Raw genomic sequence first — 13,216 nt, 5'->3', positions numbered from 1 at the left:
ATTGGTTTACTAATTGTTGTTACTGTACCTCATAAACCTCAAATACGCTGTAAATAGTCAATATATACATTATTTTTCAATCATTAGGTATAAAAATATATTAAAAAAATGTAAACACCCAGATGGGTATGCAAACTACCACAACAGATAATTAGATGACTAATAAACAAATCAACCCCTTACATGGGATGCTGGTTGATGATTAGTGAGTTTTGCCAATGTCTGTTGTTTCTGCTATCACTGTTACTGTTCCTGCCACAACTGCGAATTTGGGGCCTGGTTTTGATTGCATCGGTGCAGCATTAAAGCTGTACAACGAGTTCAAGTTCACTCGCCAAGAAGGTAGGTTAAGTATTCATGTCACTGGTACTGAAGCTGAACGAGTCCAAACTGATGAAAGCAATCTCCTCTACCAAGCGTTTATCAAGTTCTATCAATATATAAAGCAGACACCGCCAACTGTGAAAATAGAGATTAAGTTAGGTGTTCCGTTGGCAAGGGGTTTGGGTAGTTCGGCGACAGCAATTGTTGGTGGGTTGGTTGCTGCTAATCAACTTGAGGGTACTACTATGAGCCAGTCCCAGGTGATGGAGTTAGCGATCGCAATGGAAGGACATCCTGATAATGTAGTTCCAGCTTTGTTGGGAGGATGTCGTCTTGCTGCTAGCAGTGGCGCAGCTTGGGAAATTTGTGATGTTCCCTGGCATAAAGATGTTGTACCAGTTGTAGCTATTCCTGATTTTGAACTTTCCACTTCAAAAGCGCGGGGCGTTCTCCCAACTGAAGTCAGTCGCACTGATGCGATTTTCAATACGGCACATCTTGGGTTATTGTTGCGCGGCTTGGAAACAGGTAACGGACAATGGTTAAAAACAGCTTTGCAAGATAAGTTGCATCAGCCCTATCGCAAAGCTTTGATTCCTGGTTATGATGCTCTCAACATTGCAGCTGTTAGTGCTGGTGCTTATGGTATGGTAATTAGTGGTGCGGGGCCGACACTGTTAGCTTTGGCGGATAAATTACACTCAGAGGCTGTGGAGGCGGCGATGTTAGCTGCTTGGCAAGAAAAAGGAATTACAGCCGAGGTGCGATCGCTTTCTCTCGATACCCAAGGCGCAATAAGCTTTTAATATTTTACTCAGCACTTAAAAACTCGATTTATGGAGCAAATTCAGGCTGAAATGGCGGCGCTTAACTCTCAAATTCAGGTTCTCCTAAAAGAACGCGCTGCACTCACTATTAATAATGTAATCTCTGGCGAGAATGATTCACCCCAGGCAATGGTTGAAGCCTACCGCCGTCAAGCCAGAGAAAATGCCCAATTATCAGTTGAACTCCAAGGTATAGATGCAGCGATCGCAGCCTTGGAAGGCCAGATAAAACAAAAGCAAACTAAATTAGTGCGTTGGCAAGGTGAATCAAAAGAACTTATCCAACAGCAGCAGCTAGAAGAAGCCAAAGAAGTAGCACAGGTTCATGCTCAACGCATTAATCAACTAGCAGGTGAACTGGCCGCAGAAGTTCGTTTTCTTAAAGCTTGTGCCAATCAACTCAGTCCAATGTATTGGCAGATTTATTACAAGCCTTTCATTACTGGGTTCAAGACAATCTCCGTTCCCTATGTCCGATCTGATGGAGAAGTGTGGACAATTGTCAACCGGATTGTTTAATGCTTTAGCCCCAATTACTCAGCTAAAACACATCAAATTTGATTATGCAAATTTGATCAAACTCTTGTGGGTTAGGGATCTTGCCTGCCTATGATTGCAAATAGCCCTGACAATTGGGCTTAACAATAAAATGTAACGATATTATAGCGGTGGCTTTAGCTGCCGTTTTTTGTTGACGTTGCAAAACTTTACATTTAGAATGGAATCGGCAAAATCAGATAAGTATTTATTCTTATTTATCCTGATAATTTGAAATTCGATGAGTATATATTCCTGTCTATGCCAAAAATTTAATATTCTATAGTTAAAGAATATTTACAAAAGTATAGATTTCTTAATATAATCAAATTAAAAGTGAAAAGGCAAATTAATTGTCAGAAGTGATGAATGCTATTGAATTTCCCTGGCTAACAGCCATAATCCTCTTACCCTTGGTGGCTGCCTTAGCCATTCCCCTAATCCCAGACAAAGAAGGTAGAACTGTGCGGTGGTATGGTCTGGGAGTTGCGATCGCTGACTTTGCACTGATGATTTATGCCTTTTGGTATAAGTACGACTTCCAAAGTTCAAGACTCCAATTTGTAGAAAACTATCCTTGGATACCGCAGTTAGGTTTGCATTGGGCTGTGGGGGTTGATGGTTTATCGATGCCCTTGCTGCTTCTAACAGGCTTAATAAATACCCTCGCAATATTCGCGGCTTGGAAAGTTACCACCAAGCCGCGATTATTTTATGGTTTGATGTTAGCAATGTACAGCGCCCAGATTGGCGTATTTGTTGCTCAAGATTTGCTGCTGTTCTTCCTGATGTGGGAAATTGAGTTAGTGCCGGTTTACCTGCTGATTTCGATTTGGGGAGGACAAAACCGCCGTTATGCGGCTACCAAGTTCATTCTTTACACCGCCGCTGCATCAATATTTATCTTGATTGCCGGTTTTGCACTTGTCTTCTCTGGAGATACCGTCACCTTCGACATGGCGACTCTGGGAATGAAAGAATACCCCAAAACCTTGGAATTGTTGGTTTATGCAGGTTTCTTGATTGCCTTCGGTGTAAAGTTACCGATTTTCCCTTTACATACTTGGCTACCTGATGCCCACGGTGAAGCATCAGCACCCGGTTCAATGATTTTGGCTGGTGTGTTGTTAAAAATGGGTGGTTATGCTCTCATCCGCTTCAATGTGGAAATGTTGCCCAATGCCCATGTGACTTTTGCGCCAGTGTTAGCAATTTTGGGTGTAGTGAACATTGTCTACGGTGCTTGCTGTGCCTTTGCTCAAACCAATCTCAAACGCCGCTTGGCTTACTCTTCAATAGCCCACATGGGGTTTGTGCTGATTGGGATTGCCTCTTACACAGAACTAGGTATCAGTGGTGCAGTGCTACAGATGGTTTCCCACGGCTTGATTGCTGCTAGCTTGTTCTTCCTATCTGGCGTGACTTATGATCGCACCCACACCTTGATGATGGATAAAATGGGCGGTATGGCGAAGGTAATGCCCAAAACCTTTGCTCTGTTTACCATTGGTTCAATGGCTTCTCTCGCCTTACCAGGAATGAGTGGTTTTGTGGGTGAGTTGATGGTATTTCTCGGTATTGCCACCAGTGATGTTTACAGTTCCAGTTTTAAAGTTGTAGTCGTGCTGCTGTCAGCCGTTGGCGTGATTTTGACACCAATTTATTTACTGTCGATGCTGCGTCAAGTGTTCTACGGTGAGCAAAGTCAAGAGTTGCACTTGGATGCTGTAATATCTGATGTCAAACCCCGCGAAATATTTATTACCGCTTGTTTGCTGCTGCCAATCATCGGAATTGGTTTCTATCCCAAATTGGCAACGCAGACCTATGATGTGAAAGCAGTAGAATTAGCCGCCCATGCTCGTGAAGTTCTACCAGTCGTTGCTCATCAGCAACCGTCAAGTCTGTACTCGCGGATTTTCTCTGCACCAACATTGGCTAATTCTCAAGTTGAAAGTTTGATTAATATTTCTGAATAAATTAACTTCCCATTAAGGGGACTGCAAGTAAATTCTAAATATGAGGGAATGAAGGGGTGGTTTAGTTACCACCCCTAAAATTTTGCCAAGATATATTCTAAAGACAGGTGAAGCCCCAAAATATGAATTATGACTATTAACTTACCTATAGCCACAGAAATTATACCAATGGTTTTGCAATTGCAACCTGCGATCGCACTAACTGACGACCAGTTTTACAAATTTTGTCAACTAAACGGTGATTTTCGCATTGAACGTAATGCTGCTGGAGAATTAGTGATTATGCCCCCTACTGGTTCCGAAACTGATGAACGCAACTTTAACTTAGTTGGGCAGTTGTGGGTATGGACAAAGCAAGATGGTACAGGTGTAGGGTTTGGTTCCAGTGGTGGGTTTACTTTGCCTAATGGTGCAGTGCGTTCTCCCGATGCGGCGTGGATAAAACGCGATCGCTGGGAAGCCATACCACCAGAACTGCGAAAAAAATTTGCACCGATTTGTCCTGAGTTTGTGATTGAATTGCGTTCTGAAAGCGATCGCTTGCAAATTTTGCAAGATAAGATGCAAGAGTATATTGATAATGGCACGCAACTTGGTTGGTTAATTGATAGAAAACAACGCCGAGTTTTTATTTATCGTCCTAATATTATGGTTGAGGAATTAGATAATCCTAAAACCCTTTGCAGCGAAGCGTTACTACCTGGGTTTGTTTTAGATTTAAGTCAAGTTTGGTAAAAAATGAATTCAAAATCTTAAAGTTGATCTTAATAAACAGGTTTAGAGCTTAGAGTTATGGATGCAGAAGAATTACTCAGATGCTACGCCATAGGTGAAAGAAATTTTTCTGATGTCAATTTTAGTCGTCTACACTTGGAAGAAGTTGATCTGTGTGGGGTAAACTTAAATGGTGCTGAGTTGACTGGTACTCATCTTAATGATGTGAATCTGAGTTACGCAAATTTGAGTAATGCCAGTCTACAAAGGGTTACGCTGCTTGGAGCAAATTTTGAAGGTGCTAATTTAAGTAATGCTCGTCTTGACGGAGCTGAAGCAGAGTACGCTAACTTCAAAGCAGCTAATCTGAGTCACGCCAACTTGTCTGGTCGTTTTCAAGGAGTGGACTTTAGCTATGCAGATTTGAGTAACATTTATATGGATCATGGCTGGATAGAAGAAGCAAATATTAGTTATGCCAACTTAAGCAATATCACAACATACCAAAGTACGTTAGACAAAGTTAACCTGCGAGGCGCAAATCTAAGCAATGCTTTCTTTAGTGATAATACAAGACTACGAAAAGCAAATTTGATTGGTGCTAACCTTACAGGTATGGGTATAGGTGAACTTTTTACAGACTGTATCTATGATATTGAGACAATAATTGACGAAAAAACAAGATATCTTTCTATACCTGGAATAGGTCTTTTCGATATTTTTGAACGAGCTATTTTTATTGGTTCTGGAGAAAATTTAAATTCTGCTAACTTAGAAAATACCGACCTTAGTGATTTGGATTTGAGCGAGGCTGATTTAAGCTATGCAAATTTGAAAGGTACGAATCTGAGCAATAGCTCTCTTTTTCAAGCAAATTTAGAAGGTGCGGATTTAGAAGGTGCAAATTTGACAGGTGCTGACTTGGAAGGTGCAAATTTAAACAATGCTTATCTTTATAACGCTATATTTGACAGTACCATTATGCCAGATGGAAGCATAAGGGATGATGATTGATAGCAAACAGGCTCAAGAATCTTACTTATTTTAAATTAGTATTGACTAGACTCATCAAAAATCGGGACTGAGAAATACATCTCAGTCCCGATAAAAAAGCGGGCTAACCGCTATTTATATGGTTAACCCGTGCAGCTTTGGGAACGCGCAGAGAAATTGTTATTGCAATACCAACTTCACATTGGCGTTTTGCAGACCGCGTTGTTTTACTTCAGCCAAAGTTTTGTTAACGGCATACTTTTGGTTGATGGAGTTGATCAACTCGGTTTGGTTGTGCTTCTTAGCAACACCCCACAGGTCAGCGATTAGGTCAAAAGAACCATCGCTGTTGCGAGACCAGCCGAGGTCATATTCGCCGTCCAACATAGCAACGATGTCAGAACGGACACGCTGACCGTTATAACCACGGACATCAGCTTCAGTCTTTACGCTGATACCGAGGTCGCGCAAGGAAGCCTTGAGGATTTCGGCATCGGTGATTTTGGTACGCAGGGTGCTAAAGTGAGACATTTGGGTTTCCTCCAATGAGAAGATTGAGAAAAACGACAACGGTTTGTTTTGGGCGAAGCCGCGTTAGCAGGATGCGGCTTTTCTTATAACTGCTAGCATTAAGAGCTAGCCTTTCCCCCTGGGATGGCAGAGGAAAGCTTTTAGAACTCCATTCGCTGATATTCAGCTACGGAGGATGCTGCAGGGCGTGCACGCTGTCTGGCCCAATCTCTCAGAGCCGTTACTTGTTCTTGCATCGTTCGAGACAGCGGCAATGTTGCCTTCAGTGCAGCAATAATATCTAGTTGGGTGAACTCCCGATCTTGGGCAAAAGCTTCATACATTGCCGCAACTATCGCTTGCTCAGTTTCTGCTCCAGAAAAGCCATCAGACATCTTGGCTAATTGCTCAAGGTCAAATCGAGAGATATCTTCACGACGTTTAGTCAGGTGGATATTGAAAATATCTCGCCGTTCTTCTGGTGTTGGCAGATCCACAAAGAAAATTTCATCAAAGCGTCCTTTCCTAAGAAACTCGCCAGGTAAGCGTTCTACTCTGTTGGCAGTTGCCATCACAAACACTGGTGATTTCTTATCTTGCATCCATGTGAGGAAGGAGCCGAAAATTCTACTTGAAGTCCCCCCATCGGAATCGGAAGAACCTCCACTACCAGCAAAGGATTTATCCAATTCATCGATAAACAAAATCGCTGGGGAAATAGATTCTGCTGTTTTCAGGGCGTTTCGCAAGTTTGCTTCACTTCGTCCCACCATTGAGCCGTCGTAAACTCGCCCCATATCCAATCGCAACAGTGGTAAACCCCACAGTCGGGAAGTAGTTTTGGCAATTAATGACTTACCGCAACCGGGAACTCCGAGAATTAACATCCCTTTTGGTTGAGGCAAACCATACTCTCTTGCTCTTTCTGTGAAAGCGTTAGAGCGTTGCTTGAGCCATCTTTTTAACTCTTCTAAGCCACCTACAGCATCAATGGTTTCATCTTCTTCAATGTATTCTAAGATTCCATTGCGCCGAATTAGTTGCTTTTTCTCAGATAAAACAATATCTACTTCATCTTCCGTCAAACGCCCTGTTGTTACCTGTGCCTTTCGATAGACTTTCTCAGCTTCATCTTTAGTTAGACCTAAAGCTGCTCTAAGAAGCTTTTCTCTAGCTTCTGTTGTCAACCGCCGACCACGATTTTGGTCTACGTGCTGAGTTAGTACTTTATTCAACTCTGCCATATCTGGCAGTGTAAAATCAATAACAACAACTTCTTTTTCTAACTCTATAGGTACTTGCTGCATCGGCGACATCAAAATGATGTTCTTTTGCGTACCTTTAAAGCTAGCGATCGCATCACGTAACGATCTGTTTGTTGCAGGCGCATCAATAAAAGGATGTAAATCTTTAAGAATAAATATACTAGGTTCTTTCTGCCGAATTATCCACTCAATCGCCGCCTCTGGAGACACGGTATTGTGTTGGGTAACATTCCGGGGCTGACCATACTCCACAATGCCGTGTGTTACTGTCCAAACAAATACTCGACGTTGGGGCTTTAACGACTGGGCGATTGTGGAAACTGCTTGCTCAGCCCGCTCTTCCTCGGAGGTCACAAGGTAGATTAAAGGGTATTGAGCTTGAATTAGGATATTGAGCTCTTCTTTCATACATCGACCTACTTGAGACCTTATAGAGACAGTAGAGACATTGCTTCTGGTAAAGACAACCGAATTATGAATTATTTATTCATGAATTCCTAATTTATCTAGCAAGGAACTAGCTCTTCCTCACCCTTGGGATTGGTTTCATCCTCATTCATTTCATCAATGGAAAGATGTTGTTGACCAACTACTCCTGGTTGATTGCCTAAAGCAACCAGTTCCCCATCACGTAATACTAGTGAGCTATCACAAGTTGGGCATGAATAAACTCTATGAGTCCGCCCATAAGAAGAATCTTCTACCTCGTCAACCAATTCTGAATTAGATAAGTAAAAAACGAGGGCGCGTTCTGCAAGTTCTGACATTGGTTCTGAATCGACTGCTGAACGAATCTTCAATTTTTTGTGCAACTCTGGCGATAAATACAAAGTGACCTTTTGCTTAGTTTGCGTTTGCATATAACTCTTTAACGGTCTTACCCGGGTATGTATATCAAGTTATCGGTTCTTCTATTGGTTGTCAAGACGGTAAAACGTTTTGACGCCAATTTTGTTACATTTATTTACGTTCGAGGCTGAAATGCTGTTTATTGAGTGATAAGTAGCTGACTACAAACCTCTGAGAATTAATGAGGATTTACGCACTCAAAACCTGAAACCTCAATAGAAATTAGTGATCGCTAATTTAATGATTGCCTGAGTTGGCTGATTTTTTAACTATTTGGAGCGTAAGCGGATTAAAGTTGAACACCTTTCCAGTTGCAAACAACTGATATCCACAAGAGATGCCAGCAAATGATACCAGCATAGAAAAAAGAGACACAGAGCCAATTACAACACCACTGGCGATGAATAAAGCAATTCCTATACCAATCAACACCCATCCTAGCTTTTGATTATCGCGTCCACCCCAATTCAGAGCTACTATGCCTCCGATACACAGCAAAATTCCAGGTGTGCTGCGTAAGTAGACGCTCACATAAATACTTGTACTTAAAAATGTAACGCCTGCTAGGATTAGTCCTAAGCCAATAAGCTTACTAGCAAAGATTACTTGTTCCTCTTCTTTACCAATGGTAGGCGCTGTAATCTTTGTGGGAGCTGAGTTTGGCGTAGGATTTTTTGTGGCAGATGCAGACTGCTGCTGCACCCTAAACATGAAAGTTATTTTTTCTCCCTGCCCAAGGGAAATTCTATCTCCTGGATGCAGTGGGAAAAAAACTTGAGGTTGAAGTTTCGTACCATTAATGTATGTACCATTAGAACTGCCCAAATCGGTGATATGGTATTCATCCCCATTTATCCAAATTTGCGCGTGGATGCGAGATGCCACATCCGAATCTGGTAAGCCAGAAATATCAATATCTGGTGATTTTTGCTCGTTTGGCTTACCGATGCAAATTACAGAAAGATTTGCTGGAAATTGCAAAGATGTGTTGGTTTGGAAGTGAAAAAGCTCCAAAGTTAGCTCGGCTGTCTGAGATACACTGTGCATAATTTGTGTGATATAGCACTTTTTATAAGTTTCTCTACTGAGAACTAAAAAGAGAATGGTAAATATCCTGAATATTATTGAATTTTTAATGGGCGCTCTTTTGGTGCAGTTTCTTCAGCAGTTTACGGATTCGGGAATAGCTAGTAAATTGGCGAAGGTATTGATCTGAGTTTCTGGTACTTCTGTAAAATCAGTGACTTTGGCAAAATGTGTAATGTAAATGGCTACTGCTAATAAAATCTGTAGTTTGGGGCGAAAAATTTATCGATTTGCCGCCAGCGCTAGCGGAGTTATTGCCGTGTTAATAATCTTGTGGGGTTGTACTGCAAATAATTTTAACGCTGGAGCGATCGCCTGGAAAACTTATAGCAACTCCCGTTATGGCTTTGAATTTCCATATCCGAGTAACTGGACTTTTTTAGCAGCTCCAGAAAATGATGATGGAATTGCGTTTATTTCACCACAGGATAACACCGTGGAAATTCGAGGGTGGGCAAGTCAGCAGCTACCGAATTCGATTGTTACAAACCAAGAGTTAGTGAAGAAAATTAAACCGAACTTTCAAACCGCCCAAGGAGTCTCTGGGGTGCTGGTTGTAGAAGTTGATCAACGAGGAGGTTCGATGACACTGACACTAACTCAGAGTCAAGTTAAATACTACTGGCAAGGACGAAGCAAGAGCCAAGATTTTCAAGATTACTATCGTTTGTTTTATTACATTGCCCAGCAGTATCGCATTCCGAAGTCGTGAGTAAGGAGTTAAGAGTTAGGAGTTAGGAGTTAGGAATGAGGAGTTATACCAATTCTGTATGAAGATGCGCTAAGGCATATTTAAAGTACAAGAAAGAAAAACGTAGACGCGTTCGCCTTTGGCGTTGCCGCAGGCTAGCGACTTGCCGCAGGCTACCGCAAAGGACGCATAGACAGGTTCGCGGAGCGTTCCCGCAGGGTAGTGGCTTCCCGCAGGATAGGACACAAAGAAAGAAGGAAGGAAAAAAGAAGTTAAAAGGGTTTGGCACAGCCTCACAAAAAAATGGTATTAGGAGTGAGGATAACTCCCTTTATTTTCCACCATTTCCCCCTGCTCTCTGCTCCCTAAATCCACATCTCTCCTAGAATGATGATTAAGAGAGTACATAAACCTGATAGATTTAGCTATCAGCGAGTAAAAACTGGTGAAGATGAAAGTCCTGGTTATTGGTGGTGATGGATATTGCGGTTGGGCAACTGCTCTTTACCTTTCCAATCGAGGTTATGAAGTTGGAATTTTAGATAGTTTGGTGCGGCGGCATTGGGATAATGAACTTGGTGTCGAAACTCTCACTCCGATCGCACTAATTCAACAACGTCTCCAGCGCTGGCAAGATTTGACAGGTAAATCTATCGATTTGTTCATCGGCGATATTACTAATTACGAATTTCTCCATAAAACATTACAGCAATTTCAGCCAAATGCTCTGGTACATTTTGGTGAACAGCGTTCGGCCCCATTTTCCATGATTGACCGAGAACATGCAGTTGTTACCCAGGTCAATAATGTAGTTGGTACGTTGAATTTACTGTACGCCATGCGGGAAGATTTTCCCGACTGTCATTTGGTGAAGCTGGGGACGATGGGTGAATACGGTACACCCAACATCGACATCGAAGAAGGGTATATCACCATTGAACACAATGGACGCAAGGATACCCTACCTTATCCCAAGCAACCCGGTTCAATGTACCACTTGAGCAAAGTCCATGATAGTCATAACATCCACTTTGCTTGCCGGATTTGGGGATTGCGGGCAACTGATTTAAATCAGGGTGTAGTTTATGGCGTCTTAACCGAAGAAACGGGGATGGACGAACTATTGATTAATCGGCTGGATTACGATGGTGTGTTTGGTACTGCACTGAACCGCTTTTGTATTCAAGCAGCGATCGGACACCCTTTAACTGTCTACGGTAAAGGTGGACAAACTCGCGGATTTTTGGATATTCGGGATACAGTCAGATGTGTAGAATTAGCGATCGCTAACCCTGCCGAGGCTGGTGAATTCCGCGTATTTAACCAATTTACTGAACAATTCAGCGTCGGCGACTTGGCATTGATGGTGAAAAAAGCTGGTAATGCTATGGGATTGAATGTAGAAATCAATCACCTAGATAATCCCAGAGTCGAGAAAGAAGAACATTACTTCAACGCTAAAAACACTAAATTGCTCGATTTAGGTTTACAGCCTCACTTGCTTTCTGATTCTTTACTCGATTCTCTGTTAAATTTTGCCATCAAGTATCAGAAACGAGTTGATCACAAGCAAATTCTGCCCAAAGTCTCTTGGCACAGAAATTAGGATAAACTCTGCGTGCCGCTGATAACAGAACCTTATTTAACTCAAGTCAGTAATTGGCCTGAAAATGGTCGTCATATTTTAGCACAATATGACGACCATTTAATTGTTGTTTACCCTGCGTATCGTCCATCCATTGGTAACTTCGCCGCCACCTACGGTTATTTTGGTGGTGAGTTCAGTTTTAAGCGTATGAGTTGGATAAAACCTAACTTCCTTTGGATGATGTATCGTTCTGGATGGGATACACAAAATGGGCAAGAGGTAGTGTTAGCTATTTGGATGAAGCGTTCGGCAATTGAAGAAATCTTAGCGGCGGCTGTTCATTCCAGCTATGTTCCAGAACTTTATCCTGATAAAAGTGCATGGCAAAGAGCATTGAAGCAATCACAAGTTCGCCTACAATGGGACCCAGACCATCACCCATCTGGGACAAAATTAGAAAGACGCGCTATTCAGTTAGGGTTACGTGGTGAAGTACTAGCTGCTTACGCCAAAGCTTGGATTGTCAACATTGAGGATATCTCGGACTTTGTACAAAAACAGAGGCAAAACATTAAATCTGACTGTGCAGAGTTGATTACACCACAGGAGAGGGTCTATTCTGTGTTTGATACCGAAACGCAAGCAAAGCTGAGATTATCTGCCTGGACTGAATAGTTTTATATGAGAATTGCCCTATTCACCGAAACCTTTTTACCCAAGGTTGACGGCATTGTAACGCGCCTGCGCCATACTGTTGACCATTTACAGCGCAGTGGTAATCAAGTGCTGGTAATTGCCCCTGATGGAGGCATCACAGAACACAAAGGCGCTAAAGTTTACGGCGTTACTGGCTTTCCTCTGCCATTGTATCCAGAATTGAAAATGGCACTTCCCCGCCCAGCCATTGGGTACGCATTAGAAGAGTTTAAGCCAGATATCATTCATGTCGTAAATCCAGCAGTTTTAGGTTTGTCTGGCATATTTTATAGCAAAATCCTCAAAATACCCCTAGTGGCCTCTTACCATACGCATTTACCCCAATATCTCCAACATTACGGCTTGGGGATGCTGGAGGGTTTTCTTTGGGAACTGCTGAAAGGCGCTCATAATCAAGCAGCTTTAAATCTGTGTACTTCCACAGCAATGGTGGAGGAACTGACAGCACATGGTATTGAACGTGTAGATTTATGGCAGCGTGGGGTAGATACGGAATTATTTCACCCCGATTTAGCTAGTGTAGAGATGCGATCGCGCCTATCAAAAAATCATCCAGAAAGTCCATTGCTACTTTATGTAGGGCGGCTTTCTGCTGAAAAAGAAATTGAGCGCATCAAACCAATTTTAGAAGCAATTCCCGAAGCGCGGTTAGCATTGGTTGGAGATGGCCCCCATCGTGAAGCATTGCAAAAACACTTTGCTGGCACAAACACCTATTTTGTTGGCTATCTCATGGGGCAAGAATTAGGTTCTGCCTTTGCGAGTGCTGATGCCTTTATCTTTCCTTCTCGTACAGAAACACTAGGTTTAGTATTATTAGAAGCAATGGCAGCTGGCTGTCCGGTAGTAGCAGCCCGTTCTGGGGGGATTCCTGATATTGTCACAGATGGAGTAAATGGATATCTTTTTGAGCCAACAGCAGATGTTCAAGGAGCGATCGCTGCTACTGTTCGCCTCTTAGAACAAAAACAACAACGAGACATCATCCGTCAAAATGCTCGCCAGGAGGCAGAAAGTTGGGGTTGGCCATCTGCCACCAAACAGCTACAAGATTACTATCAAAAGGTAATATTTTCTGAAAAGTTGGCAAAATCAGCCAGTAGGGAGTAAAGAGTAGGGAGTGGGGAGTAGAGAGT

The 13,216-nt window shown here is 42.4% G+C and carries 13 protein-coding genes; 9 read left to right on the top strand and 4 right to left on the bottom strand.

What is annotated here, in order from left to right:
• Nucleotides 1-218 precede the first annotated feature (218 nt).
• The 5 genes from thrB (at nt 219) to ACFE90_RS28655 (ending at nt 5,395) form a co-directional block, all read left to right on the top strand.
• Nucleotides 219-1,130: a homoserine kinase gene (gene thrB / locus ACFE90_RS28675; protein WP_375505782.1), complete on the top strand. Its 912-nt coding sequence runs from the start codon at nt 219-221 to the stop codon at nt 1,128-1,130.
• 30 nt (nt 1,131-1,160) lie between these two features.
• Nucleotides 1,161-1,670 carry a hypothetical protein gene (locus ACFE90_RS28670; RefSeq protein ID WP_375505781.1) on the top strand — a complete coding sequence of 170 codons (510 nt, stop codon included), beginning with the start codon at nt 1,161-1,163 and terminating at the stop codon, nt 1,668-1,670.
• 383 nt (nt 1,671-2,053) lie between these two features.
• Nucleotides 2,054-3,667, top strand: a complete 1,614-nt coding sequence (locus ACFE90_RS28665) for an NAD(P)H-quinone oxidoreductase subunit 4 (RefSeq protein WP_375505780.1) — start codon at nt 2,054-2,056, stop codon at nt 3,665-3,667.
• Nucleotides 3,668-3,796: 129 nt separating this feature from the next.
• Nucleotides 3,797-4,402, top strand: a complete 606-nt coding sequence (locus ACFE90_RS28660) for a Uma2 family endonuclease (protein WP_375505779.1) — start codon at nt 3,797-3,799, stop codon at nt 4,400-4,402.
• 57 nt (nt 4,403-4,459) lie between these two features.
• A complete protein-coding gene (locus ACFE90_RS28655) occupies nt 4,460-5,395 on the top strand; it encodes a pentapeptide repeat-containing protein (protein WP_375505778.1) in 936 nt (311 codons plus the stop codon).
• A 159-nt stretch (nt 5,396-5,554) separates the two neighbouring features.
• Here ACFE90_RS28655 and ACFE90_RS28650 read toward each other — a convergent pair whose 3' ends face one another.
• The 4 genes from ACFE90_RS28650 to ACFE90_RS28635 all read right to left on the bottom strand — a co-directional run bounded on the left by ACFE90_RS28650 (nt 5,555) and on the right by ACFE90_RS28635 (nt 9,045).
• Nucleotides 5,555-5,905: a DUF1257 domain-containing protein gene (locus ACFE90_RS28650; protein WP_012407317.1), complete on the bottom strand. Its 351-nt coding sequence runs from the start codon at nt 5,903-5,905 to the stop codon at nt 5,555-5,557.
• A gap of 140 nt (nt 5,906-6,045) precedes the next feature.
• A complete protein-coding gene (locus ACFE90_RS28645; protein ID WP_375505777.1) occupies nt 6,046-7,557 on the bottom strand; it encodes an AAA family ATPase in 1,512 nt (503 codons plus the stop codon).
• A 98-nt stretch (nt 7,558-7,655) separates the two neighbouring features.
• Complete coding sequence (locus ACFE90_RS28640; protein ID WP_375505776.1) at nt 7,656-8,009, bottom strand: hypothetical protein; 354 nt, start codon at nt 8,007-8,009, stop codon at nt 7,656-7,658.
• 226 nt (nt 8,010-8,235) lie between these two features.
• Complete coding sequence (locus tag ACFE90_RS28635) at nt 8,236-9,045, bottom strand: FHA domain-containing protein (protein WP_375505775.1); 810 nt, start codon at nt 9,043-9,045, stop codon at nt 8,236-8,238.
• Nucleotides 9,046-9,265: 220 nt separating this feature from the next.
• On the opposite strand from ACFE90_RS28635, the gene ACFE90_RS28630 reads away from it, so the two are divergent.
• From ACFE90_RS28630 to ACFE90_RS28615, 4 genes are all read left to right on the top strand, one after another.
• The gene (locus ACFE90_RS28630) at nt 9,266-9,796 is read left to right on the top strand and encodes a hypothetical protein (protein ID WP_375505774.1); all 531 of its coding nucleotides are present in this window, start codon (nt 9,266-9,268) and stop codon (nt 9,794-9,796) included.
• A 430-nt stretch (nt 9,797-10,226) separates the two neighbouring features.
• Nucleotides 10,227-11,381, top strand: a complete 1,155-nt coding sequence (locus ACFE90_RS28625) for an NAD-dependent epimerase/dehydratase family protein (RefSeq protein WP_229461694.1) — start codon at nt 10,227-10,229, stop codon at nt 11,379-11,381.
• Between the two features lie 12 nt (nt 11,382-11,393).
• Entirely contained in the window at nt 11,394-12,038 is a 645-nt protein-coding gene (locus ACFE90_RS28620; protein WP_375505773.1) for a DUF4291 domain-containing protein, read from the top strand.
• A gap of 6 nt (nt 12,039-12,044) precedes the next feature.
• Nucleotides 12,045-13,190, top strand: a complete 1,146-nt coding sequence (locus tag ACFE90_RS28615; RefSeq protein ID WP_375505772.1) for a glycosyltransferase family 4 protein — start codon at nt 12,045-12,047, stop codon at nt 13,188-13,190.
• Nucleotides 13,191-13,216: the final 26 nt, after the last annotated feature.

The sequence above is a fragment of the uncultured Nostoc sp. genome (genome assembly GCF_964245445.1).
In the GTDB taxonomy this organism is placed as follows: domain Bacteria; phylum Cyanobacteriota; class Cyanobacteriia; order Cyanobacteriales; family Nostocaceae; genus Nostoc.
Note: the sequence above shows the minus strand (reverse complement) of the source record. Positions and strands in the feature narration are given on the sequence as shown.